This window comes from Bacillus ndiopicus, assembly GCF_000612805.1.
GTDB lineage: Bacteria > Bacillota > Bacilli > Bacillales_A > Planococcaceae > Metasolibacillus > Metasolibacillus ndiopicus.
In genome coordinates, this window is record NZ_HG964406.1 from 152,053 (window position 1) to 178,197 (window position 26,145).

General features: G+C 36.1%; 20 protein-coding genes, 1 pseudogene and 2 riboswitches. Of the genes and pseudogenes, 9 read left to right on the forward strand and 12 right to left on the reverse strand.

The genetic code is table 11. The features are described from left to right. Nucleotides 1-42: 42 nt before the first annotated feature. Nucleotides 43-238, forward strand: a riboswitch (cobalamin riboswitch). Nucleotides 239-408: 170 nt separating this feature from the next. From TY13_RS19850 to TY13_RS20885, 9 genes and pseudogenes are all read left to right on the forward strand, one after another. After that, complete coding sequence (locus tag TY13_RS19850) at nucleotides 409-6,300, forward strand: S-layer homology domain-containing protein (RefSeq protein WP_052344319.1); 5,892 nt, start codon at nucleotides 409-411, stop codon at nucleotides 6,298-6,300. A 66-nt stretch (nucleotides 6,301-6,366) separates the two neighbouring features. Then, nucleotides 6,367-7,908: an S-layer homology domain-containing protein gene (locus tag TY13_RS19855; protein ID WP_052344320.1), complete on the forward strand. Its 1,542-nt coding sequence runs from the start codon at nucleotides 6,367-6,369 to the stop codon at nucleotides 7,906-7,908. A gap of 1 nt (nucleotide 7,909) precedes the next feature. Further along, on the forward strand, nucleotides 7,910-8,785 hold the full coding sequence (locus TY13_RS19860; protein ID WP_052344321.1) for a DUF4430 domain-containing protein: 876 nt from the start codon (nucleotides 7,910-7,912) through the stop codon (nucleotides 8,783-8,785). After that, on the forward strand, nucleotides 8,785-9,666 hold the full coding sequence (locus TY13_RS12205) for an energy-coupling factor transporter transmembrane component T (RefSeq protein WP_042476302.1): 882 nt from the start codon (nucleotides 8,785-8,787) through the stop codon (nucleotides 9,664-9,666). Before TY13_RS19860 ends, TY13_RS12205 begins: the two co-directional genes overlap by 1 nt. Continuing rightward, complete coding sequence (locus TY13_RS12210; protein ID WP_042476306.1) at nucleotides 9,639-11,285, forward strand: ABC transporter ATP-binding protein; 1,647 nt, start codon at nucleotides 9,639-9,641, stop codon at nucleotides 11,283-11,285. The genes TY13_RS12205 and TY13_RS12210 overlap by 28 nt, the downstream gene beginning before the upstream one ends. After that, nucleotides 11,264-11,959, forward strand: a complete 696-nt coding sequence (locus TY13_RS12215) for an ECF transporter S component (protein ID WP_042476309.1) — start codon at nucleotides 11,264-11,266, stop codon at nucleotides 11,957-11,959. Before TY13_RS12210 ends, TY13_RS12215 begins: the two co-directional genes overlap by 22 nt. A 233-nt stretch (nucleotides 11,960-12,192) precedes the next feature. Then, nucleotides 12,193-12,376, forward strand: a riboswitch (cobalamin riboswitch). A gap of 164 nt (nucleotides 12,377-12,540) precedes the next feature. Beyond that, the gene (locus TY13_RS12220) at nucleotides 12,541-12,825 is read left to right on the forward strand and encodes a precorrin-6A/cobalt-precorrin-6A reductase (RefSeq protein ID WP_052344322.1); all 285 of its coding nucleotides are present in this window, start codon (nucleotides 12,541-12,543) and stop codon (nucleotides 12,823-12,825) included. A 126-nt stretch (nucleotides 12,826-12,951) separates the two neighbouring features. Continuing rightward, nucleotides 12,952-13,167: pseudogene (locus tag TY13_RS20880) on the forward strand ((4Fe-4S)-binding protein); the annotation flags it as partial. 27 nt (nucleotides 13,168-13,194) lie between these two features. After that, nucleotides 13,195-13,470 carry a GNAT family N-acetyltransferase gene (locus tag TY13_RS20885; protein ID WP_407637730.1) on the forward strand — a complete coding sequence of 92 codons (276 nt, stop codon included), beginning with the start codon at nucleotides 13,195-13,197 and terminating at the stop codon, nucleotides 13,468-13,470. Between the two features lie 148 nt (nucleotides 13,471-13,618). Here TY13_RS20885 and TY13_RS12230 read toward each other — a convergent pair whose 3' ends face one another. The 12 genes from TY13_RS12230 to pdxS form a co-directional block, all read right to left on the reverse strand. Continuing rightward, a complete protein-coding gene (locus tag TY13_RS12230; protein ID WP_042476316.1) occupies nucleotides 13,619-14,599 on the reverse strand; it encodes an ABC transporter ATP-binding protein in 981 nt (326 codons plus the stop codon). After that, complete coding sequence (locus TY13_RS12235) at nucleotides 14,580-15,584, reverse strand: ABC transporter ATP-binding protein (protein WP_042476318.1); 1,005 nt, start codon at nucleotides 15,582-15,584, stop codon at nucleotides 14,580-14,582. The genes TY13_RS12230 and TY13_RS12235 overlap by 20 nt, the downstream gene beginning before the upstream one ends. 30 nt (nucleotides 15,585-15,614) lie before the next feature. After that, nucleotides 15,615-16,922, reverse strand: coding sequence for an aspartate aminotransferase family protein (locus TY13_RS12240; RefSeq protein WP_052344323.1), 1,308 nt, complete (start codon nucleotides 16,920-16,922; stop codon nucleotides 15,615-15,617). A 14-nt stretch (nucleotides 16,923-16,936) separates the two neighbouring features. Then, on the reverse strand, nucleotides 16,937-18,133 hold the full coding sequence (locus tag TY13_RS12245) for a hypothetical protein (RefSeq protein WP_042476321.1): 1,197 nt from the start codon (nucleotides 18,131-18,133) through the stop codon (nucleotides 16,937-16,939). Beyond that, nucleotides 18,126-19,052, reverse strand: a complete 927-nt coding sequence (locus TY13_RS12250) for a succinylglutamate desuccinylase/aspartoacylase family protein (RefSeq protein WP_042476323.1) — start codon at nucleotides 19,050-19,052, stop codon at nucleotides 18,126-18,128. The genes TY13_RS12245 and TY13_RS12250 overlap by 8 nt, the downstream gene beginning before the upstream one ends. A 19-nt stretch (nucleotides 19,053-19,071) precedes the next feature. Then, nucleotides 19,072-19,911, reverse strand: a complete 840-nt coding sequence (gene nikC / locus TY13_RS12255; RefSeq protein ID WP_230199435.1) for a nickel transporter permease — start codon at nucleotides 19,909-19,911, stop codon at nucleotides 19,072-19,074. Nucleotides 19,912-19,925: 14 nt separating this feature from the next. Beyond that, entirely contained in the window at nucleotides 19,926-20,903 is a 978-nt protein-coding gene (locus tag TY13_RS12260; protein WP_042476329.1) for an ABC transporter permease, read from the reverse strand. Between the two features lie 27 nt (nucleotides 20,904-20,930). Continuing rightward, nucleotides 20,931-22,508 carry an ABC transporter substrate-binding protein gene (locus TY13_RS12265; protein ID WP_052344324.1) on the reverse strand — a complete coding sequence of 526 codons (1,578 nt, stop codon included), beginning with the start codon at nucleotides 22,506-22,508 and terminating at the stop codon, nucleotides 20,931-20,933. Between the two features lie 12 nt (nucleotides 22,509-22,520). Continuing rightward, nucleotides 22,521-23,606: a M24 family metallopeptidase gene (locus TY13_RS12270; protein ID WP_081796984.1), complete on the reverse strand. Its 1,086-nt coding sequence runs from the start codon at nucleotides 23,604-23,606 to the stop codon at nucleotides 22,521-22,523. A gap of 190 nt (nucleotides 23,607-23,796) precedes the next feature. Continuing rightward, nucleotides 23,797-24,129 (reverse strand): DUF3870 domain-containing protein, encoded by a 333-nt coding sequence (locus TY13_RS12275; protein WP_042476334.1) that lies wholly within the window; start codon nucleotides 24,127-24,129, stop codon nucleotides 23,797-23,799. A gap of 312 nt (nucleotides 24,130-24,441) precedes the next feature. After that, nucleotides 24,442-24,936, reverse strand: coding sequence for an LURP-one-related/scramblase family protein (locus tag TY13_RS12280; protein ID WP_042476336.1), 495 nt, complete (start codon nucleotides 24,934-24,936; stop codon nucleotides 24,442-24,444). 279 nt (nucleotides 24,937-25,215) lie between these two features. Further along, the gene (gene pdxS, locus TY13_RS12285) at nucleotides 25,216-26,067 is read right to left on the reverse strand and encodes a pyridoxal 5'-phosphate synthase lyase subunit PdxS (protein WP_042476338.1); all 852 of its coding nucleotides are present in this window, start codon (nucleotides 26,065-26,067) and stop codon (nucleotides 25,216-25,218) included. Between the last annotated feature and the right edge of the window lie 78 nt (nucleotides 26,068-26,145).

Here is a 26,145-nt window from a genome sequence, read left to right on the forward strand (position 1 = left end):
TTTGAAAACAAAGAATTTATGCTAAACTTAACATCAAGTGAATAGCAATTGCAGAATAAAGATGCTCATTAAGAGCTTAATAGGGAATTCGGTTTAAAACCGAAGCTGTTTCCGCAACTGTAAGTGTAGAAGACTACAGAGTATACCACTGTCGAACGAGGAAAAATGCCTCTAGTAGATGGGAAGGTTCTGAATAGGCTACACAAGCCAGGAGACCTGTCTTTATTTCATCGTATTAACTCTCTTCGGAAGCTAGGAGAACTTACGGCAAATAGACGGATGAGCAAGTCATGTTCCTGCGCTCTTTTTTCTGTTTTCCTATGGTGCTTCTCTTTTAGAGAGGCACCATTTTTGATTTTAAGGGTTACAAGCAAGAGGCTTCACAAAAATTTATTGGAGGTAAAGAAGTTGGAAAGTTATAAAAAATGGTTACATATAGCGATTGTCTTTATTTTATCATTTTCGCTATTATCACCTGCTGCTATGGCAGAAACACAACAATACGAAGCTAATGAATTAGAAACTAGCTCTATTCTTAATAATCCATCTAATGATGAAGTTTTAGAGAAAGGTATAACCAAGCAACTATCCACTATCACCACTAATGATAGTGCAACGATATTTAGTTCCGAGCCTAAGGGCTATGTAACAATTTCCGTTGAGAAATTTACCCTTGGGCAAGGTTATGCTGTTGAACCTATTCAAGTTCCTTTTTATGAAGGCGAAAAAGTAGGCCAAGTTGTAGCAAGATTACTTGGAACAGGGAATTTTAATGATGGCAATGGCTCAGAAGATGAAAATATCACATACTTATCTAATATTAAAGATAATGATTCTTCTGCTTTAAACGTTCCACAATATATACAGGATAAAATGGCAGAAGAGCATGAAATAATCAGTGGGAAATTCGACGAAGATTGGCTCGGAGAATTTGATTACACAGGACAATCTGGCTGGATATATATCGTAAATAACAAGATGCCGAATTTTGGTATGAGTGAATACCTTGCTACAGGGAACGATGTAATCCGACTACAATTCACAGTATGGGGCTATGGCCTCGATCTTGGATTTGGCTTTAGTGATTCTGAATCTCCTGTTGAACCTTATATCAAGGTAGCAAATAAAGATGCATTAACAACAAAAATTGCAGAAATTAATAGTGCTCCAAATAAAAGCGAAATTTTAGAAAATGTAAACATACAGTCTGCCTATGATACCGCATATGCGCAACTAACAAATATGGAAAGTAGCCAAACAGATGTTGATGCGGCACTTACTCAACTAAATACTGCTTTAAATGGCGATACTGAAGAAGTTGTTAAAGTTGATAAAACAGTATTACAAGATGCGATTGAACATGCTGAGCAAAATAAAGCTTCTGTGAAAGTAAGCATAGACGGACAAGATATAGCTTCCACCGACTTTTGGGTAACTCAAGATGACCTAGATACGTATACAGGTATAATCTTATCTGCACAACAACTAATTGCAGATGAAAATGCAATTCAAGAAGATGTTGATGCCAAAGTATTAGCACTAAATGATGCTACAACTACATTTGATAAAGCGAAAGAACCTGGCTTACAAGCTACTATTAGCACAGTTAAATTCACTGTCGCACCTAAAACTACGAAATTAAAACTTTACGATAAAAATGACAAAGAAGTAGATATTGGGGCTGGTGTTGAAGGAACATATAATGTTTATACAGCAACTATAGCAGCAGGAAAGTATCGCTATGAAGGCTTTAATAGCACTAATAATAGCGTTGGCGGTGGCCAACTAACAGTGACAACTGCACCGAATCAAGAATTTCAATTCCGCCAGCTTAATTTTAAAGCAAGTAATGCGGGCTGGGTCGTAAATAATGATTACACTGTAAAAGTTGGACAGGGTAAGCTTGATGATACATCCCTAAAATTAGGTGATGTCACTGCACAAGGAGAAATTCCTGTATTAGCTCTTGTAGGAAATATATTTGCTTATTCATTCATACCAGATGCTAAGCACAACCAACATTCTCCATACAGTGGCAATACGATAAAAATCACAATGGCAACATCTGCTTACCCTATTAGCGCAACAATGCAATTTTCTGGCAACAGAACCTTTACAATCCCACAAGAGGCGCAGTTATTTGTTGGGAAGAAAAGCAAGCATTTTGTCGCATTTGAAGAAATATTACCTGTAGGAGAACCAACGATTAATTCGGATGGTACAAAAACATATTCCTTTGCCTTAACTAATGGCGGAGAATACAATTATCGCGTTAGCCAAACAGGCAAACTAACAAATGTAGGGACATTTAAAACAGACCCAAATACGATAGCATTAAAAATTACAAAAGAACAGCTTGATATTCAATCACAACAAGCCATTTTAAATAAAGGCACATACCTTGAAGGAAACATATATTTAAATATTAATGAGCAAAATCATTTGAAATTAAATCAAGGTGAGCAATTTAAACTACTGACATTGCGAAGCTGGCAAGCATTAATTGAAGGAATTAATAACTATTACTTTGAGCCTGATTTCCATTTTGAAATCGTTACTGGCGAGGATGTAATCGACATTGAACAAGGCAAACCAGGTAGCTACTCTACAATCAATGCCAGAAAAAATGGGACAGCGATTGTTAAAGTTACATATGACGCATTGAAGGTCAATGGTTCGTCATACATCGCTGATGCAAACAATGCATTTAGTGCCATTTGGCCTGAAAACGTTGGTCTATTCGTTGTAACAGTTGGTCAAGGTGACACTGGTATTTCTACGGGTATTGAAAGCAATAAGGAACGTAACCAACAAGCCAATAAAGGAAAAGTGGGTAACCTTCAAAACGGCGTTTTTGATGCCGACATTGATAGTGTTTACTATGCTCAAGGTGAGCCAGGGGCTTATTATACGTTTACCCCAACTACAGGGAGCTCCGTAAGCATTTTACGCCCTGAAATAAATCATGGACTAGGCACTGCTTCTTATGAGGATGGTACATTTTCAACTGAAGGTGTTCAATCTAGCGACAACGGCTCCTTCACAGCTTTATTAACTGAAGGACGTAATATCATTAAAGTTGAAAAGGATGGCAAAGCTGAATATCACGTGATGACAGCCCGCCCTTTAGATATCTCTATTGAGAACCTTACAAAGCCTAATGAAAAAGTAACTCCAGGAGATAAAGTCAAGGTTACATTTAAAGGTTTGTCATTCCCAGCAAATAAAATTGCTGGAATCTACAACTTCAATGCTCAATTAAATTTTATTGGTGGTCCTGAACAGCAATTAATTGCTGGACTTAAGAAACAATATAACATTACGACCCAAGCAAATGATGTGACATTTACAATTCCCACGAATCATCAGGGTACTTATACCTTAAAAGAAGGTCATATTAAGCTAGGTTTCTTCGGTAGCCCAATGGGAGAACATCGAAAGATTAACCCTGAAACAGGAGCAAGCCCTAACCTAAACGCATTAGAGAGAGAAGGCTACTACAGCATCTTCCCTGAAATCACAATTATTGAAGGTTCTAATGAAGTAGTTGATACATTATTATTACAAGAAGAAATTGAGAAGGCAGAACAAAATAAAGCTACTATCAAAGTAAGCGTTGATGGAAAAGATGTAAACATTACAGATTCTTGGGTTACTCAAGCAGAGTTAGATATATATACAAATGTAATTGTATCTGCTCAGCAACTAATTGCAGATGAAAATGCAGCTCAAACTGAAATTGATTCAAAGGTTCTGGCACTAAATCAGGCCACAGCAGCATTTGATCAAGCTAAAAAAGCTGGAACAAAATCTAATGCTAATACAACAACTTTGAATGCTTATAACACTGTCAGTAAATATATGCTGGACAAGCTAAAAAACCCTAAATTCGATAATGAATGGTGGATACTTACATTAGCACGTGGTGGTTTTGAAGTTCCAGCTGATTATTATGACACTTATTATAATAATGTTGTTGATTATGTTAAATCTAAAAACGGCGTACTCGACCAACGAAAATATACCGAATACTCACGATTAATTATCGCCCTTACGGCTATTGGTACGGATCCAACAAATGTTGGTGGCTACAACATAGTCGAAAAGCTAGCTGATTTTAATAAAGTTACATGGCAAGGTGTAAATGGTGCTTATTATGGGTTAATTGCTCTTGACACTTGGGGCTTTGAGCTACCTGCTACCGCTACTACAACACGAGAAAAGCTGATTAATCATATTCTAGAAAAGCAATTAGCTGATGGCGGTTGGGCACTATCAGGAACGTCATCTGATCCTGATATGACAGCAATGGCGATACAGTCGCTTGCACCATACTACAAAACAAACTCAAAGGTAAAAACAGCGGTTGATACAGCGCTTACAACTTTAACAAATATTCAATTACCAAATGGTGGTTACAAATCATGGGGAATAGAAAACGTTGAAAGTGCTGCACAAGTTGTCACTGCACTTGCAAGCTTGGGTATTGATGCTAACAAAGACCCTCGCTTTAATAAAGTTATAGCAAACATTATGACTTATTACAGCCCAATAGATGGTGGCTTTAAGCATATTTTAAGTCAAACGAAAGCCGATGGGATGGCTACCGAGCAAGTTGGTTATACATTAGCTGCTTATCATCGTCTATTAAACGGTCAAACGACGCTCTATAATACGTCAGATGCAAAATCAAACAATCCTTCAAATCCGGATGGTGAAAATGGAAGTAATCCTTCTACTCCAGAGGAAGGTGAAAATAATAATCCAGGAAATGGCGAAAATAACAATAATCCTGGAGGAAGTCAGCCATTTGGAAGTACGAAATTCTTAATCAAAATTTCCTCTTCGGAAATTCCGTTAAGAGCAACTTCGGTAGAATTCTATGCTGGGGAAACAGTGTTTGACGTATTAAAACGAGTTACAGCAGAAAACGGTATCGATTTAAGCTATCGTGAAACACAATACGGCACTTATATTGAAGGTATTGATGGTCTTTATGAATTTGACCGTGGCCCTTTAAGTGGCTGGATGTATCGTGTAAATGGTCACTTCCCTTCTTATTCTGCAGCACTTTACACATTATCACCTGGTGATTTTGTAGAATGGCTCTATACACTTGACTTAGGTAAAGATATCGGTGGCTATGTTGATGGAATTGAAAATGATGGCACTCCTGGTGAAGACAACAAAGAAATTTGTAAAGAAAAAGCAATAGAAGATTGTAAAGATACAGAAGTTCCAAAAGAAGCAGAAGGAAAATGCGGAAATAAAGCTGAACAATGTACTGAAGAAACAAATAAAGGTAATAAAGATGGCTCAGTAGCAGAGATTACTGTTGAAAACGGCAGTAGCAAAGCTGTTATTACATCTGACAATATTCAGGAATATCTTGAAAAGAAAATCCCAAATTTCGTTATTCAAAGCGAAAATAATTTCAAGATAGAAGTTCCTACATCTATATTTAAAGAAATTAAACTTGCTAAGGATGAAAAAGTTACTGCTTCTGTAACTACACAACCTGAAAGCAAACAATTCACAGTTAACTTCGGCATAGAAACAGTACAAGGTGAAATAAAGCCTATTTATTTAGGCAAAAACTATTTAAAAGTAACACTGCCAGCTGATGATGTAAAATCAAACACAATCGTTTTACAGCTCATTGGTGGTGAATACAAGCCTGTTCCACATAAAGTTATTAATAATGAAATTGTTCTATACACTAAAACAAGTGGCACATTCGTTATAGTGGAAAGTTCAGTCTCATTTAACGATATTGCTCATTTAGCAAACAAAGAAGAAATTGAATTTTTAGCAAGTCGTCTCATCATCCAAGGTACAACGCCTAAAACGTTTGAACCGAACAAGCCGATTACACGTGCCCAGTTTGCGGCCTTAATTAGTCGTTCACTTGGCTTACAGGCATCAAACACAAATCCATTTAATGATACAAAAGGCAAATGGTATGAAAGCGATATTCAAGCATTATACGAAGCTGGTATTACGAAAGGTACAACCTCTTCAACATTTAACCCAGAGGCACCAATTACACGTCAACAAGCAGCTGCGTTTATGGCTCGCATTTTAGAATACTTAAACGCCGATGTGAAATCGAATGGAAAAATTAATTTCAATGATATAAACAATATCAGTACGGAATACCTACCTTATATTGAGCTATTAAATAGCCTTGATATTATGACTGGTAAACAGGATGGCTCATTTGATCCAGGTGCTTCATTAACGCGCGGACAAACAGCTAAAATTTTAAAACGTACGTTAACAATCGCAGATATGATGTAATTTTTACGCTAACCCAATTGTGAGAAGCTTTTGGGTTAGCACTCTTTTAAAATGGAGGTTATATAAATGAAACAAAAGCTATCTACTATGCTTGTCTTGCTATTTGCATTGTTGCTCATTGTAGCACCAGTCTCGGCCCAAAATATCTCCACTGTGGATGCCTATAAAACTACTGGAAAATATATGGTGACGAAAGCGCCAAATCCTTCCTTTGGTGATGAGTGGTTTATTATTGCACTTGCACGCGGTGAATACAATATTCCGAATGGCTATTACGATAAATATTATGAAAATGTCGTAAAGCATGTACAAGCAGTGAAAGGTGAATTACACAATCGCAAATATACGGAGTATTCCCGATTAATTATTGCACTTACTGCAATTGGCAAAGATCCTACGAATGTTGGAGGATATAATTTAGTCGAAAAATTAAGTGACTTTGACAAAGTCGTATGGCAAGGTCCAAATGGTGCTTATTTTGCCTTAATCGCTTTAGATACATGGGGGTTTGAGCTTCCTAAAACAGCAACTACGACGCGTGAAAAACTTATTCAGCATATTCTAGCAAAGCAATTACCTGATGGTGGTTGGGATTTATCGGGAACTAAGGCCGACCCAGATATGACAGCAATGGCAATCCAAGCTCTTTCATCTTATAAAGATAGAGCCGATGTTAAAGCATCTATTAATAAAGCACTTGATACACTAAAAAATTTGCAAGGTGCTAATGGTAACTACCAAAGTTGGGGAACAGCTAACTTAGAAAGTGTAGCGCAAGTTATTACAGCACTTTCCAGCTTAAATATCGATGCTAATAAAGATCAACGTTTTAATAAATTATTTACGAGCTTTTTCACTTTCTATAATGCAAAAGATGGTGGCTTTAAGCATGTGCTAACTGAATCGGTAGCTAATGGAATGGCGACAGAGCAGGCTTCATATACATTAGCAGCGTATAACCGACTGCTTGCAGGCAAGACAAAGCTATACGATATGTCTGATAAAAAGCCTAATAAACCATCAATACCAGCTCAACCAAATCAGCCTACTGCGCCACCTACTATAGTGGGCTTTAAAGATGTTCAATCACATTGGGCAAAGTCTGATATCGAAGCTGCTGTAGCTAAAGGATTATTAAAAGGCTATGAGGATAATACATTTAAGCCCAATAATAATTTAACACGTGTACAGGCTGTATCTATTTTAGTTCGTGCTCTTAATTTAAAAAGTACCGAAAGTGCACCTTTCACAGATATTAGCTCATATAAAGATGAAACAAAACTGGAAATCGCTGCGGCTTATGAGGCAAATTTATTAATGACAAAGTCGAATAAGTTTTCACCTTCCTCCCCTATCTCGCGTGAAGAATTAGCAGTAATGCTAACGAATGCTTATAAGCTGAAAACAGGTAACTCTTATATATCCAAAAATATCGCACCATTAAACGATATTGCAAAATTGCCGGAGGATTCACAGCAAGCTATTACCTTCCTATACGATTTTGAAATTGCACAAGGCGCAAATGGCTCATTTAATCCTACTAACTCTATTACTCGTGCACATGCAGCTAAAATGTATATCAATTTCTTAAAGGTAGTTGATAAATAAAATGAAAAAAACCTTACACTTTTTATTCGTATCATTGCTAGCTATCTTTTTAGTAGCATGTAATATTCAAACCGTTGAGCAATTCGAGCAAATGCAAGAGCAGGAGCGGAGTGTTGACGCCCCTTCTACTATTAAGCAGCCTGAAATTGACAAACAAACTTCCTCTGAGAAACAAGAGCCCACTGAACAAAAACAGGAAGTGAAGAAGCCTGAGGAAGATAAAAAAGCTGAAATTGAGGTGCAAGCAGAACCGCAACAGCAAGCAAAACAAGAAACAAAACAACCACAGCAAAAGCAAGAAACTGAGAAAAAGCAAGAAGTCGCAAAATCACCAAGCACAAAAACTGAGCAGCCAAAAGCTAATGATAAACAAAAAACAAATAGCGCTACACCACCAGTAGAAAAACCAAAAGAGCAAATAACAGAAAAGCAGCAACAGCCAGCACCTCAAAAGCGCACTGTAACAATTGCGATTCGTGTTGATACGTTGCTAAAGCATTGGGATAAATTAGACCCTGCCCTACAAAGCGAGAAATATGTACCTCAGAATGGCATCATCTTAAAGCCAACAACATACGAGCTGTTATCAGAGAAAGATACCGTTTGGGATGTGCTACAGCGTGCAACGAAGGAACATAAAATTCAAATGGAGTATCAAGGAGCCAACGAAAATATTTATAATAGCGTGTATGTAGAAGGTATAAATCATTTATATGAATTTAGCGCAGGGGAGTTAAGTGGCTGGATGTATAAAGTGAACGGTGTCTATCCGAATTATGGTTGTAGTCAGTATGTATTAAAAGATGGCGATATTATTGAATGGAACTATACAGTCGATTTAGGGCGTGATTTAGGACATTATTGGGATGGTAACTAATGAAGGCATTTGAAACATTTCACCCTATCGTATTATTTTCTTTTTTTGTCGCTGCTATCAGCTTATCTATGTTTTTTATGCATCCTATCTATTTAGCCATTACAATTTTCTCAGCTATAAGCTTAAATATTGCCCTACGTAGACAGCTTTTTTTTAAAGACTGGAAGCTATATGTACCCTTGTTTTTCTTAATGGCGATTATTAACCCATTAATTAGTCATAATGGACAGCTCGTATTACTTTATATAAATGGCAATGCACTTACTGTAGAAGCAATTATGTATGGTATCGCTATCGCCACAATGATTGTCGCTGTTATGCTTTGGTTTAGCTGTTACAACGTTGTAATGACCTCCGATAAGTTTATTTATTTGTTCGGAAAAGTGTCACCAGCCTTATCATTAACTTTGTCGATTTCATTACGCTTAGTCCCCCGCTTTAGACACCAGTTAACGCAAATTGTACAAGCACAGAAAGTCATCGGCATGGATTATACGACTGGCTCACTATGGCACAGAATCAAATGTACTATGCGTATTTTATCTATTTTGATTACTTGGGCATTAGATAATGCGATTGATACGGCCGATTCTATGAAAGCTCGGGGCTATGGCATTAAAAAGCGAACTGCCTTCTCTCTTTTCTTTTTTGAGCGTCGTGACGGCTTTGTATTAGCTATTATCATATTACTGTTTGTTAGCAATTTTGCTGCGAGCTTTATTGGTACAACAACATTTTATTTTTATCCAACATTTGGAGCCGTTAAATGGGATATCGGAAGCATTTTATTTTATAGTAGCTATTTTGCTCTACTTTCCATTCCATTAGCAATCGAAATTAAGGGGGCGTTAAAATGGCGTTCGTTAAAATCAACAATGTAAGCTTTACTTATCCTAATGAGGCAAATCCTATATTAAAAAATATTAATCTAACAATTCAGCAAGGCGAGTTTATCGTGCTAATCGGACAATCAGGCTGCGGGAAAAGCACTTTGCTACGCCATTTCAAACGAGAGTTACACCCTCATGGGGAAATGACTGGTGATATTTTCTACAAGGATTGTGACTTAGAGCAACTAGATTCTGAAGTGGCTGCAACAGACATTGGCTATGTATTCCAAAATCCTGAAAATCAAATTGTTACAGATAAAGTATGGCATGAGCTTGCCTTTGGATTAGAAAGCCTTGGGGTAGATTCACAAACGATTCGACGAAGAGTAGCTGAAATGGCCAATTTCTTCGGCATTCAAAAATGGTTCCATCATAAAACAACAGAGCTTTCTGGTGGGCAAAAGCAGCTATTAAACCTTGCCTCTATTATGGTGATGCAGCCAAAATTACTGCTGCTAGATGAGCCTACATCACAATTAGATCCAATAGCCGCACTGGAGTTCATTCAAACATTGCACCGCCTAAATAAAGAATTAGGTATTACTATTATTTTAATTGAGCATCGTCTTGAAGAGATACTACCGCTAGCAGATCGAGTATTGATTATGGATGAAGGCTCAATACTATTTGATGGTCCGCCAAAGGAAATTTTAAAAGAGCTGCCAGCTAATCATGCGATGATTACAGCATTGCCCGCAGCAACAAAGATTTTTCATCAACTAAGTGGTGTGGGACCTGTCCCCCTAACTATTCGTGAGGGACAACGCTTTCTTAGTACTCAGCAAGTAATTCCATCGCATCTGCCACCTTCAAAATCGCAAAATGAAAAAAATATTGTATTAGAGGCGAAGGACATTGCTTTTCGTTATGAAAAAAATGGCCTGGATGTTGTCCATCATTTTAATTTGCAAGTAAAGGAGCAGGAGTTTTTAACGATAATAGGTGGAAATGGCACTGGAAAATCTACTGTTCTCTCTATTTTATCTGGGCTACAAAAGCCTTATCGTGGCAAAGTTTTCTTATTTAATAAAATCTTAAAAAGCTACAGTAATAAGCAATTATACCAACAATATTTAACCTTATTACCACAAAACCCAAAAACATTATTTGTGCAAAAAACAGTGCATCAAGAGCTGGAAGATATGGCTCGTTTACATAAAGTATCAGAAAAAAAAATTCAAGAAACTATCCATTTATTCCATTTAACTCATTTATTAAATCGCCATCCTTATGATTTAAGTGGTGGTGAACAGCAAAAGCTAGCGCTTGCAAAGCTTTTATTGATGGAACCTCGAATTCTGTTGCTTGATGAACCAACAAAGGGGCTTGATGCACATGCAAAGGAAGAGCTAGCGCAAATATTAAAAGATTTGCAAGCAAAAGGTATGACCATCATTATGGTGACACATGATATTGAATTTTCTGCCCAATACAGCAATCGATGTGCTCTATTTTTCGATGGTAATATCGTATCAGAGGAAGAGCCTCGAGCATTTTATAGTGGAAATAATTTTTATACAACTGCTGCACATCGAATATCCAGAGAGCTATTGAGCAATGCTATTACATGTGAGGATGTAGTTACTTTATGCAAAAAAACATGCGTTTAATTATTTCGCTTATTGTTATTCTAGTTTTAATTCCACTTACTTTATATGCTGGCATTACAATATTTGCTGATAGAAAATATTACTTTATTTCGATTGTCATTATATTTTTAGCATGTGTTCCCTTCTTCCTATCATTTGAACGTAGAAAACCACAGCCACGTGAAATTGTAGTTATAGCAGTGATGTCTGCTATTTCAGTGGCAGGCCGTGCTTTATTTATTGTGACACCTGGCTTTAAGCCTGTTGCGGCTATTACAGCAATCACTGGTTTTTCACTTGGCGCAGAGGCAGGCTTTTTAACAGGAGCCATTTCTGCTTTAGTATCCAATATGTTTTTTGGACAAGGTCCTTGGACGCCGTTCCAAATGTTTATGTGGGGAATGATTGGCTTTATAGCAGGCTTATTAGGTAAAACAGGCATCATGCATAAAAAAATTCCACTTATCTTATTTGGTCTTTTTGCAGGTGTATTCTTTTCCTTTGGGATGGATATTTGGGGGACGGTATCTATGTATGGCGTTTTCAATTGGAAGGCTTACACACTAGCATTAACTTCTGCAGTACCATTTATGATTATTTATGCTGTTTCTAATGTCATCTTTTTATTATTATTAGAAAGGCCAATAAGAGAAAAGCTGGAGCGTATAAAAAATAAATATGGTATCTTACAATAATCCATGTGGGCTTTCTTAGCCTTCATGGATTTTTATCCCGTATTAACAAGCTGTACTTTTGCGACGAGTAATCGCAGGAGAACAGCCCCTACTACAAAACATATAATGAAACGAAGATATGTAAGTGGGGGATGAGGAAAACCCCCCACTTATTGAAAGTTCACTTTATTTGCTGTTAGAATCATAAAAATAGTTGAAATCTTTATAAAATATGTTATCGTAAAAACATAATCGAATATGATGGTTAAATAAGTGCTTAGCAATGCTGAGGTAAAAGGGAAATTAGTGAAAAACTAATGCAGCCCCCGCTACTGTAAGTGCAGATGAAATCACAACAATCACTGTTCAACTGAATGGGAAGACGTGAAAGTAAAATGAAGCACAAGCCAGGAAACCTGCTTATTTAATTAGTCACTAACTTTTCGGAGGGAGAAGTATAGGCGAGACATCGAATGTAAGGAATGTGTATATACGAAATATACGCACTTTTTAAACATGGAATCTCATAGCCTGTATCTCTTTACTTTTAGAGATACGGCTTTTTTTATTTTTAAGCATGTTAGACGACAAGGAGGGCTCCTATGATTTTATTTATAGAAGGAATAAACGAAACGCGCGAATTAGCTGTCACTTTACAACAACAAGGGCACACACTAATTACAAAAGGTACTTGCCTAGCTGGAACTTTTTTAATTGGCTCTTTATCAGTAAATGAAATAGTCGATATGATTACACAGCACGAGGTTACTTGTGTTGTCGATGCTAGCCATCCATTCGCTGAAGAAGCGTCAAAAACAGCAATGGAAGCTGCCATCAATTGTGGAGTATCCTATGTGCGTTATGAACAACCTCAATTACTTATGTAATCAATTCCAACATCGTGTAACTATTCACAATAAACTATAAGTGATATTCTTCATTGCCATCTTCTAATGTTTTAAGTAAGATAAAAACAAGCTTTCGTATTACATCATGAAGGAGGATGGATCAGAATGACAGAACAACAATTATTAAATGCTGGTTATCGTAAGTATAGTGGAGAAAAAATTGACGTTTTTTACTCAAAGGATTTATGTGAGCATGTTGGGAACTGCGTAAAAGGTAGCATCGATGTGTTCAATCCAAAAAGAAAACCATGGGTACTAGCTGATGCTAAATCTGCTGATGAAGTAGCCCGAATTATTGACACATGCCCAACAAAGGCATTGCAATATGTATTAAAGGAGGAAACACCAGTGGAAATTACTATTGAAGAAAAACGAGTTGTCGCTACAAAAGATGGCGAAGAGCTTGGTGAGATGACGTTCGTCAATTCCAATGACAAGTTTTATATTATCGACCATACTGGCGTTTATGATGCTGCACGTGGACTAGGTGTCGGCAAAAAAATGGTACAAGCATTTGTTGAACATGCGCGTACAAATAATATGAAAGTACTTCCTTTATGCCCATTCGCTAAAGCTGAATTTGAAAAAAATCATGAAAGCTATGCTGATGTATTGCATTCATAATTCAATAGCTTTAAGCTATTGCAACAAAATATCGCTTTCTTGACGAACAGAGGTTATTTTAAGCACCCTCTTCCTGTATATAAATACAACCACCTATTACATAATGGTAGTAGGTGGTTGCCTTAGTAATAATACAATTCTAAATGCTCTATTGTAACGAATGCAAATGACAAGCTACAGCCCTAGATTCATTTGTAAAGTGCAACTCTGGTCGTTCAATTTTACATTTATCCATCACAAATGGACAACGTGTATGAAAATGGCAACCAGTCGGCGGAGAGGTTGGGCTTGGCAAGTCCCCCTTAATTATGATGCGTTCTTTACTTTTTTCCTCTGTTACTTGTGGTACTGCTGAAATAAGTGCCTCTGTATAAGGGTGTAGCGGCTTGGAAAATATCGTTTCTGTACTACCAATCTCCACGATTCTCCCTAAATACATCACCATTATACGATCTGCTATATATTGAACAACAGAAAGGTCATGTGTGATAAACATATATGTTAAATCGTATTCTTCTTGTAAATCCTTTAATAAATTCAATATTTGGGCTTGGACAGAAATATCCAATGCTGATACTGGTTCGTCCGCAATAATTAGCTTTGGATTTAAAACAAGTGCTCTAGCGATTCCAATACGTTGGCGTTGACCACCGCTAAATTCGTGCGGATATCGTGATAAATATGATTCATCTAAACCTACATCTCGCATAATATTTTTAATAATTTTTTTTCGTTCATCCTTTGTTCCAATTTTATGGACAATCAATGGCTCTAAAAGCGTTCGCTCAACAGTCCATCTCGGATTTAAACTTGCATAGGGATCTTGGAAAATCATTTGCATACTACGACGTATTTCCTTTAATTTAGTACCTTTACAATCAGTTAATGGTATTCCCTCTAATAAAATATCGCCTTCTGTAGCCTCTAATAATTGAATAATTACTTTAGCTAAAGTGGATTTTCCACAGCCACTTTCGCCAACTATTCCTAATGTTTCTCCTTTTTTAATATGGAAATTAACATTATCTACGGCTTTTACAACTGTTGAACCAGCTTTATTTTTCTTCATTGGATAATATTTTTTTAAATCATTTACTTTCAATATTACTTCATGATCCTCGATTTTCATCAATATCCACCACCTCGTTTTCATATAACCAACAAGCAACCCTCGTCTGATTTTCTTGCGTTAGTAACTCAGGTGGCACTTCATGACATTTTTTCATCGCTTGTGGACAGCGGTCAGCAAATCTGCACCCTTTAGACCAATTACCTGGTCGTGGCACATTCCCTTTAATATACGATAATCGTGCTTTACCATTTGCAGTAGTTGGTAAAGACGCCAATAATCCTTGTGTATAAGGATGTAAAGGATTATGCAGTACATCCTTTACCTTCCCTATTTCTACAATACGTCCTGCATACATGACAGCTACTCGATCACAGGATTCATGCACAACACCTAAATCGTGTGTGATTAACATTAATGCCATATTATTGTTTGCCTGAATCTCCTTAATTAAATCAATAATTTGTGCTTGTATCGTAACATCTAATGCAGTGGTTGGTTCATCTGCTATAAGTAATTTAGGCTTACATATAATTGCCATAGCAATCATAATTCTTTGACGCATACCACCTGAAAGCTGGTGAGGATAATTTTTCACTATTTCTTCTGGTCTAGATATACCCACTTGTTGAATTAATCGAATAACTTCTTCTTTTCTTTCAGATTTATTCAGTTTCGTGTGTATTTTTAATACTTCTTCAATTTGTTTACCAATTTTCATTACCGGATTTAAAGCAGTCATAGGTTCTTGGAAGATCATCGACAACTCAACAGCTCGTATTTTTTTATACTCTTTTCGTGTTAACTGGTTTAAATCATATTGCCCTGCAAAGCGTAATGTATCTGCCTGTATTGTGAGAGGGCTTTTTATTAGCCCCATAATAGAAAGTGCTGTTAATGATTTTCCACACCCACTCTCACCAACGATACCTATAGATTCTCTTTCATAGATTTCAAATGAAATACCATCAACAATATTCAATTTGTCCTTCTCTTTATGAAATGAAGTTGACAAATTACTTACCTCTAATACTTTTTGTGTCAATTAAATCCCTCCTCACCCCCATATTACTTTTTACATTTGAGCAACTCGCTTTAATGCCTTCTCCATCGCTACTTCAAGTAAAGTTAATTCCTTGTCCCCATGAGCTAACGAAATAGCATGATGAGATAAAGGCTTTGCTAAACAATACAGTCGATCGCTTTGCATTGATTGAATAAAAGTGACGTATTGCTCAGCATTACCATGTGCAGCTTCACGATAATTTGTTGGTTTATCCTTTGTGAAGTACCAATGAATATGCCCCCCTTTTCCAACCATGTGTGCATCAATATGAAGCTCGCTTGCTTTAGCATTAAAGAATTTAATTAACCTTTCTGTACGCTCATCCAGCTTTTGCAATACATTTTCCTCTTCGTATACTTCGAAAAATGCTAAAGCTGCTGCTAAGGAAGATTGATGGCCATTGTATGTTCCAACAAATGAATAGCCACCTGGCTTAGCTTCTGCAATTTGCATAATTTCCTTTTTACCAGCTACTGCTGATAACGGGAAACCGTTGGCAATTGCCTTACCAAAAGTCGATAAATCAGGTGTCACACCAATTCGTTTTTGATAACCACCTTCTGATTCTCTAAAGCCTGTTAATAGCTCATCAAAAATTAGAACAATATTATATTTTGTACAAACCTTTCTTATAGCTTGTAAAAATTCAACATTTCCAGATATATAACCAATGTCAATTAATGTGGGCTCTAACACAAGCGCTGCTAAACGCTCATGATTTTCCTCGATAATTTTTTCGGTTGCCTCAATATTATTAAATGGAATAACAACTGTACTTTCTACAATCTTTTTATTTAATCCTGTAGAACCTGGGAGTGGATTTGGGTTTTCAGCATCTCCTGCCTTTGACAAGTCTGCCCAAGTACTTACATTGACTACATCACTCCAACCGTTATATGCCCCTTCAACAACTGCTACGTCTTGCTTATTTGTATAAGTACGAGCTATCATAATCGCATGTAGCACCGCTTCTGTACCTGTATTTGAGAATCTTACTTGCTCAGCAGTAGGTACAAACTCTAAGAATTTTTTAGCTGCCTTGACTGACAAAGGTGTTTCAACACCCGTAATAATACCGGATTCTAAGTTAGCATTATACTTCTCCATAAACTTTTCGTGATTATGCCCTAAAATAATTGCTCCATTACCTAACACTATATCTAAATACTCATTGCTATCTAAATCTGTTAAGTATGCACCGCTTCCTTTTTTATAATATGTAGGGTGTGGTGCAACAAAACGGCTATTTGAATTCACGCCACTTGGTGAATAGTTCTTCATTTCTTCATACATTTTACGTGATAATTCTAAACTCATAAAAATCTCTCCCATCAAAATATTTTTAGCTCATCAGCAGTTAGCATGTTTTCATATAATAAGTGATAAAAATCTTGTTTATCTTCTAGTGGAGTACTTAGTACGATAGGAAGTAAGCTTTCTAGCCCTCGATGATATGAATAAATGAAAGGGCCTCTTAAAAAATCCTCAATAAATCCTATTCTTGACTTAATCCAGTTTTCTTGTCCAAAGGCTTCTGTCGATAAATAATTTGCAACTTCGGATTTTTCTCGCTGCAATTCATTTAATAAATAACTAGCATTTAATGTCGTACACATCTTTAATTGCTGGGCTGTTTTTGCGATTTCATCGTGCTCATTTTCGTACCATCCTAAAAAGATTTGACCGCAATCGGCAATTCCTTCAAAGATTGGGCTAGATGCTGAATTTGTTATGACTAAACTTGCATCTAATGGTATTTTTCCAGCAATTACAGCTTGCTCTCTTTTATACATATGTGTAAAATGCCCTGGAAACACTTCATGTGTAACTAAATGCTTTAAATCCTCATATGTGTAGTGATAATCAACATTAATAAGCATTTCACGTGCTTGATAATCTGCATATGCTGAAAACGGTACGTCTTTTACAAGCTTTGGTGTCGCTTCGATAGAATGAATATCCTCGAACATTTTACGACTTACATCATCTTTAGCCGTTTGAATTAAACTTGTTAAAACAGACATCATATCAGCTGTTTCAACCTTTCTATCTTCAAACCACCTTTTATACATTTGCTGCACTGTACCACTATAGCCAGCTGCTCTTAATTGCACTTCAAGCTTTTGCTGAATTCTTGTTATTTTCCACTCAGCTACAGGATTAGCATCTACAAATAGTAAATTTCTTACTACATTTCGAAATGAACGCTCCTTACCTTCCAAATAGTTAACGTAATATATCATCCCGTTCACTTGCTTTGCCATATACTCACGTCTTAATTCGTTCCCAATCTTATTTAATTTGCTATAAAGAGTCTTATAATCATCTAAAATATGAGCAAAACTGTTGTATTGATATGATTGTGCCTCAACTAGCTGCACAGGAACTAAGCCCTCTGATGTTAAAAAGCCATTTTCGCTACTATTTTGTGCTTTTTTATAAAAACTATCTAAGCCTAACGTTATTTTCACAAACTCTTCTGACAATTGGAAATCCTTATCGCAATAAGATATAGTCATTTTAGTCATTCTCTTTCGACTCCATATTACCTAGCATCCACCCATAATCACCTGAATTAACCGTACCCACATAGCCGCGCATTAAGATCATCACATTTTTTTCGAATGGTGCTTTAATCGTTTCTAATAGCTCAAAAGTTTTTGGATTATAAATTTCTGCTATTGTCTGCGGACCTTCAATAACTTTATTTACATAGCTAAAATCAAAGGCCGGCACTAGCATCCCTCCCTGAGTTGGTCGGATACTAGCGATTTCAGTTAATACAACTTGATTTTCTACTGTTTTTACTTCCCCTTCTATTACCTTTAAATAGACTAATTGATTGATAATCCCTTCTACACCACGCTTGATATCTTTTTCGTAGTTAGGTCCCCCACCAATTTCAATCGTTACAGACGGGATGTTTAATTGCGTTGTTACAGTTGCAGTAGTGCCTTCATAGCTTATTGCTGGTCTATATAAATATGGTGATAAAAATGCTTTTGATAGACCCTCGTCATTATGAATGTATACATAATCTACAATTGGGATTTTTCCACCTGCATGAATATCAATGAATGCATCTATTTTTTCTAATATTTCCTTAGTAAACTTAAATGCTAGCTGATCAGTAATCCAACCTTTTTCATCCCCTGGGAAAACACGGTTTAAATTATTCATATCTAGCGGTGTATTTCGTGTAACATTTTCAAATGCTAGCTGATTCACAATTGGAATTAGCCATACTTGTCCCTTTAACTCGTAATTTTCCAGCTCTTTTGCAACTCGACGAATAATTTCTGCTCCAATTAGCTCATCACCATGCACAGCACCCGAAATCCCAACAATTGGTCCTTCCGCAGCCCCTTTATATTTATGAACGCCAAATGTTACCTTTTCTCCATTTGATAAATGAGTAACTTCAACTTCCTCGTATGTTTTTTTCATAACTATTCTCCTCTTTAATTTATTTTTTTTCTAATTTATTATCTGTTAAATCGCGAATACCATCACCTAATAGATTGAAGCCTAGCACCGTAATAATGATTGCTAAACCTGGATACAATGACAAATGAGCCGTTTCCCGAATGTATTTCATACCAAATGCCAAAGTCCATCCCCAGCTCGCTTCAGGTGGCTCAATGCCTAAGCCTAAAAAGCTGAGAGTAGCTTCTGAAACTATTGCAACACCTAAACCTAAAGTAGCTATTACAATAATTGATGACATTGTATTGGGTAAAATATTGTAAAAAATGATTCTAAAATTTGATGAACCAATTGTTTTAGCAGCCTGTACAAAATCTTCTTCTTTTATAGAGAGCACATTTCCCCTAACGACTCGGGCATAGTTTGTCCAATAAACTAGCCCAATTGCAATGATAACGTTTTCAATACCTGGTCCCAATGCAGCTACTAATGCAATTGCTAAAAGTACCACAGGAAACGATAAAAAAATATCAACTATTCTCATAAAGAAAGCGTCAATTAGACCACCATAATAACCTGCTATCAAGCCGATCGTTACACCTATAATCATTGAAATTGCTACAGAGCTTATTCCAACGATTAATGACACTCTCGCGCCATAAATAATTCTCGTTAATAGATCTCTACCATATTGATCTGTTCCAAGAAGATGACCTTGTTCTCCTGGCTTTAATAATGTTTCATTCATATTCATTTCATATGGGTCATGTGTAGATATTATAGGAGCAAAAATTGCACATAATATTAACAACAAAACAATCGTGCCACCTATTACAATGGATTTATTTTTTAATATTCTCTTTATTTCAATGCCCTTCAAAATTGTCCCCTCCTTTATGAACGGATCCGAGGATTGATTAGGGTGTAAAGTAAATCTACGATTAAATTAATGACAGCAAATAAAAATGCAATGACTAAAACGCCACCTTGTACAACTGTAAAATCTCGTTGGCTTATTGCTGTAATAATAAGTCGTCCTACCCCTGGCCATGCAAAAATAGTTTCTGTTACAATAGCGCCACCTAGCAAATTACCAAACTGTAGACCAATAATCGTTACAATCGGTATTAAAGCATTTCTAAATGCATGTTTTATAATAATCATGCTGTCTGAAACACCTTTTGCATCTGCGGTACGAACATAGTCCATTTGTAATACTTCCAACATTGCAGCCCGTACCATTCGAGTAATAAAAGCAGCGCTCATTAAACCGAGTGTAAGAGCAGGTAAAATTAAATATTTCAGGCTTTCAAAAATATAATATAAATTTCCTGTTGTTATTGTTTTTATCAACGCTTCAAAAACTGAGCCACCTCTGCCGAACGAAGGCAGGATATTCAAATGAATAGAAAATCCTAATATTAATAATAAACCTAGCCAAAAAACTGGCATTGATACACCAATTTGTGCAAAAATCATACCTAAATAGTCAATCCAAGTAGCTCTTTTCACTGCTGATAAAATCCCTATAGGTATCGCGATTAGTAATGCAATAATTAGCGCTACAATCGCAAGTTCTAATGTTGCAGGAAGAGTTGATAATACAATATCTACTACTGATTCATTTTGAATATATGATTTTCCTAAATCACCTTGAATAACCCCACCTATATATCTTGTAAGCTGGTCTATATAGCTATCATTAAGCCCCATCTGCTCTTTAAAACGATTAATTTCTTCCTGTGTCGCATCCTGTCCTAATAAAGTCACAGCTGGATCACCTGGGATTAAATAAAGCAGAGAAAAAACCAAGATTGTTATGCCTAATAATACTAAGATAAGCTGCAGAAGCTTGTTCATTATTTTTTTCATATCTACTTTCTCTCCTCTGCAGTAAAATTAATTTTCAACTTGAACATTTACCATATTAAAGAAACTTCCATTTGGAGAAGATTCAAAGCCTACTAATTTCTTCGAATGAATAACAACATAGCCTTGGTATAGTAAAACGTTATAAGCTACTTCCTCATTGACAATTGTTGCTATTTCTTTATAAATTTCTTGTCGTTTAGCTTGATCATTTGTTTTTCGCCCTTCTTCCAACAGTGCATCCACCTTTGGATTATTATATTTACCATAGTTGTTACCACTTGAAGAATGGAACTGGTTGTAGGTAGCACGGTCTGGATCAAATAGATTTAACCACCCTAATAAAGCAACCTGATATTTACCTTCCATCATATTGTTGCTAAATGTTGACCATTCAGTAGTCGTTACGGATGTTTTAATTCCATTTTTTGAAAGTTCATTTTGTAAATACTCTACCACTTGGATGCGATTGGGATCCTCAGTATGGGTAGAAAGCTCAATTTCTAAATCAACACCATTCTTTTCAACAATGCCGTCACCATTTGTATCTTCATAGCCTGCTTCTTTTAACAATTCTTTCGCTTTTTCAGGGCTATATTCAAAATCAGGTACATCGTCGCTATATGCCCAAGAGGCTGGAATTAAAGGAGATTTTGCTGGTTTGTCCATGCCACGATAAATTGCTTTTGAAATCGTTTCTTTATCAATAAGATGTGATATCGCTTGTCTTACTTTTAAGTCAGCAGTTTTGTCATTTTTCATATTAAAGTTTAAATACGTGTAACCTACACCTTCTTTTTCCTCAGTAACAAAATCTTTATTCCCTCTCATACGTTCAACATCTGATGCTGATAGCGGCGAATGAATAAAATCAATATCACCCGATTCTAAAGAAGCTACGCGTGTAGAGTTATCAGGGATAATAAAGTACACTAATTTATCTGTTTTAGGAGCGCCATTCCAATATTCTTTATTTGCTGTTAAAACAATTTTATTGTTTTTATCCCAGCTCTCGAATTTGTAAGGACCTGTACCAACAGGCTTTGTAGTTAATGATTCGCTATCTGCTTCAGCTAGATGCTTTGGCACGATACCGATTTCCAAATAGCTTAGCAAAGGTGCATACGGCTGAGATAAATTAAATTGCACCTTATAGTCATCAATTACTTCAACAGACGTAATTGGTGAAAACAGCGCCAAAGAGTTGGATTGGAATGCTGGGTCAAGAATTGTATCAAAGGTATATTTAACATCCTCGGCTGTTAATTCCTCTCCGTCATGGAATTTCACATCTTTTCTTAAATTAAAAATCCACGTTAACTCATCAGGATTTTCCCAACTTTCTGCTAAATCCGGCATTGCCTCTAAATTGGCATTCAAACGAATTAAACCATTGTAGACAACTTCTGTAACTCGCTTGCTCGATGAATCACTTGCCAACCTCGGGTCTAATTTTGTTGCATCGACATCTAAACCAACTTTTATTTCATTTTTATAAGATGCACCTTCGTCTCCTGAAGAAATGCTCTCTTCTGGATTGCTAAAACTACAAGCTGCTAATACCGCAACTACACAGATTACAAACAATAATTTAATTCGATCCTTCATATCTTTTCCCCCTTAACAATTAATGTTGAGCCATTCATTCGAAAGATTGCTCAATTTTTTAGCCTTTGTATGCTGAACATGCACTACGTCTTCTATACGAAGTCCATAGTGTCCATCAATATAAATTCCTGGACCAATTGTGACTACCATTCCCTCTTGAAATACATCATTTGAAGAACTATTGATATACGGATATTCATAAGCTGAGAGACCTATCCCATGGCCCAAATTATGCGTGTAATAATCTAGCAAGCTCCTTTTTTTCAGCTCACGCCTAACAAATAAATCTACTGCTTTTAGTTCGACGCCAGGTCTTATCATGTCAATTGCTTCAGCTTGTATATTTTTCAAAACATCGAAATATTCCTTTATTTTAAAATCTAATAATTCCCCACACCTCATCATCCTTGTCATATCCGAACGATAGCCATTATATTTGCAGCCAATATCAATTAAAATAGATTCCCCCTCTTTAATGCCCACCTCCTTTGATAGATGGTGCGGATTTACCGTATTAAATCCTGTCGCTACAATTGGATTGAAATTTAAATGATGTACATTGGATTGAGCGAATAAAGTAATAATTTGATGCTTAATTGATAGTTCTGTTGCTGGTAAATAAATAAGCTCTTGCAGTTGACTAAAGACAGCATCTGTTATTAAAGTTGCTTGACTTAAACAGTCAATTTCTTTTTCATCCTTAATTACTCTCATATCCTCGATGTAACTAGTAACAGAAAACCGTAAATCTGAGCGATTGGCTCGCAAGTATAAATAATCGTTTAAAGTTAACCCATAATCGAAAAATACTTGTTGATTTGTAGATAAATGTTTACTTAATTGCTCTACCCCCTTTTCGCTATCTAAATAATAAATAATGTTTAATTTGCTATTTTCAATCGGGTATTGTTTGTATAACTCATTAATAAATAAATCAAATGTGTAATCAGGCTTTAACAACAAATAAAAAGGTCTTGAAGAAAAGGATAAATCCTCTCCAGTCAGATATTGAATATTTTCGGCTGTGCAAATAATAATGCTAGTTTTATAAAAGATAAGCTTGTCATAAATTTGTTGCATTCTACATTCGTGTCTCATAATATCCTCCTTTTTGAAAATAAAAAAAACAGAACTAATACACGCACCATTAAAACATCATAACGATACGAATATTATTTCTGTTTGGGTTTGAAAAATGAATTCATAGAAGGGTTACTTCTAGAAGGTTTTCCAAGCAAATCGAAATAGCTATATTTAATTTTATAACATCAGAATAGTCTGAATTTAATTAACTGTCAACTTTTATTTTATTTTTATAAATTAAAAATTGATTATGTGCATCACGAATTGCTACTGAAACTGCTTTTTTTCCTAATGCAAAATAGCGGTTTTCAAATTGTTCAATTTGCTCTTCTAAGCCTAATTTCATATCATGTCCAACAAATATAGATTGAAGAAAATCGGAACACATAGAGGTGACAAATGTTGAAGAAACATTTATTATACGGTCAGTTTCTGAATCAATCTCAAAGCCAATTCCCATTACTCCGTATAAATTCTTAGCAGCCATTCCCTCTGGTAAACGAGCATAGCCTGTACAAATAATTGTTGTTGACCGCATACTCTCCCCCTTCCTAGCTATTTCAATAATATATTCTAATACAATATTCTGAAAAGTCAATCAACCGGAAAATGCCAAATACACTTCTATATCCTATGAATGGTTTCATTATAATGAATAGGTATTAATCAAAATACTAGATGGAGTCTCCATGATAGAATATAGCTATTTGGAATAAATGGATTTAGGATGTTCATTACCCCTTATAAAATCTACAATATCATTATATATCCTGTTCTGTCCAAAAAGTTAAATACAAGGATTTTAATATAAATTCATTATTTATTTTACATGTATTCCCATCAAATATATCTACGTTGCTGCCGATGCAGCCGCAGCATTATCAGCCTTCACACAATCAATCGCTACAACAAGTGCAATAATTAACTTCTCCAAGTCTATATCTAAAACCTCTACCTTATAACTATCGCCCCATGTAAACCACTCTTTACTCACTCTTCCAACAACTTCGCCATGCCTAAATATAGAAAAATTCATATCAAACCAATTGCCGCGAACTTCAATTCCCTCTGCTTCAATGGAGTAACGCGCCTTAAAAAAGCTGAATTCCTTTTTAATTCTCACCATTTCTCGTCCATCTATTTCAACAAAAAACATTGGTAAAAAGCTAAAAACCTTTTTCGTAATAACCGCTACTTCAGCTCGTGATGGATTAAATAATGTAAACGTCTTCGGGATTTGTAGAAAGCTCCCTTCAACAAAATAAACATCCTCACCCTTTGCATTTTTCACTGTAAACTTTCCACTTAAGCTAAATACTTTTTGTTTGATATAGAGCTGATTCATATATGTTTCCCCCTATCCCTTATTAACTAACATATACGTTTCTCATCCACTTATAGATTCATTTATTGAACCTAACTTAATACTTGATGATAGGCAACTATTTTTCAAATTAGCTATGCTTTATGTGATTTCACAAAACATCAATCCTAAAATGTGAATGCTTGTTTTATTTCAGCATACAAAGATGTGCTTTGACAAATTCAAACTGACAACACCGTTGAAAATAGCTGACAAAAAATACAGGTATAGCCCTGAATTTTTTGTCAGCCTTATGTGTCATTATAAACTGCGTGTAGCCATTCTCTCATGCACTGGTAATGTTGATAAATCAATTCCCTTCATTGGTGTGCCCAAGCCTTTGGATAAGTGGGCAATCAATTCATAATCTTGATAATTTGCTGTTGCTTGAACAATTACCTTTGCAAATTGCTCTGGATTTTCTGATTTGAAAATTCCCGACCCTACGAATACACCATCTGCCCCTAACTCCATCATTAGCGCTGCATCAGCTGGTGTTGCTACCCCACCAGCTGCGTAGTTCACTACTGGTAAGCGCTTTGCTTCCTTAATTGCTAGTAATACCTCATAAGGAGCACCTAGCTGACGTGCCTCTGTCATTAATTCTGCGGGGTCCATATGAATTATCTTTTGTACCTGTGCGTTTATTTCACGTAAATGTCGAACTGCTTCAACGATATTGCCTGTACCAGGCTCACCCTTTGTGCGCAGCATTTTTGCTCCTTCACCGATACGTCTCGCTGCCTCACCAAGATTGCGCGCACCACATACAAATGGTACTTTAAAATCGCTCTTTAATAAGTGAAATTCCTCGTCCGCTGGTGATAAAACTTCACTTTCATCAATAAAATCAATCTTCATTGCCTCTAATAGACGCGCCTCAGTAATATGACCAATACGTGCCTTTGCCATTACTGGAATCGAAACAGCAGCCTGCACTTCCTCAACAATACGTGGATCTGCCATACGAGCAACACCACCAGTTGCTCGAATATCTGATGGCACACGCTCTAATGCCATAACAGCTACTGCCCCTGCAGCCTCTGCAATTTTTGCTTGCTCCGCGTTAATAACATCCATAATTACACCACTATATCTCATCACTTCCATCATCCTCCTTTTCTTGAATTTAGCATAACATATATTGACCACTTCAAAATATCCAGTTTCTATTTATTTTATAATGTCAGT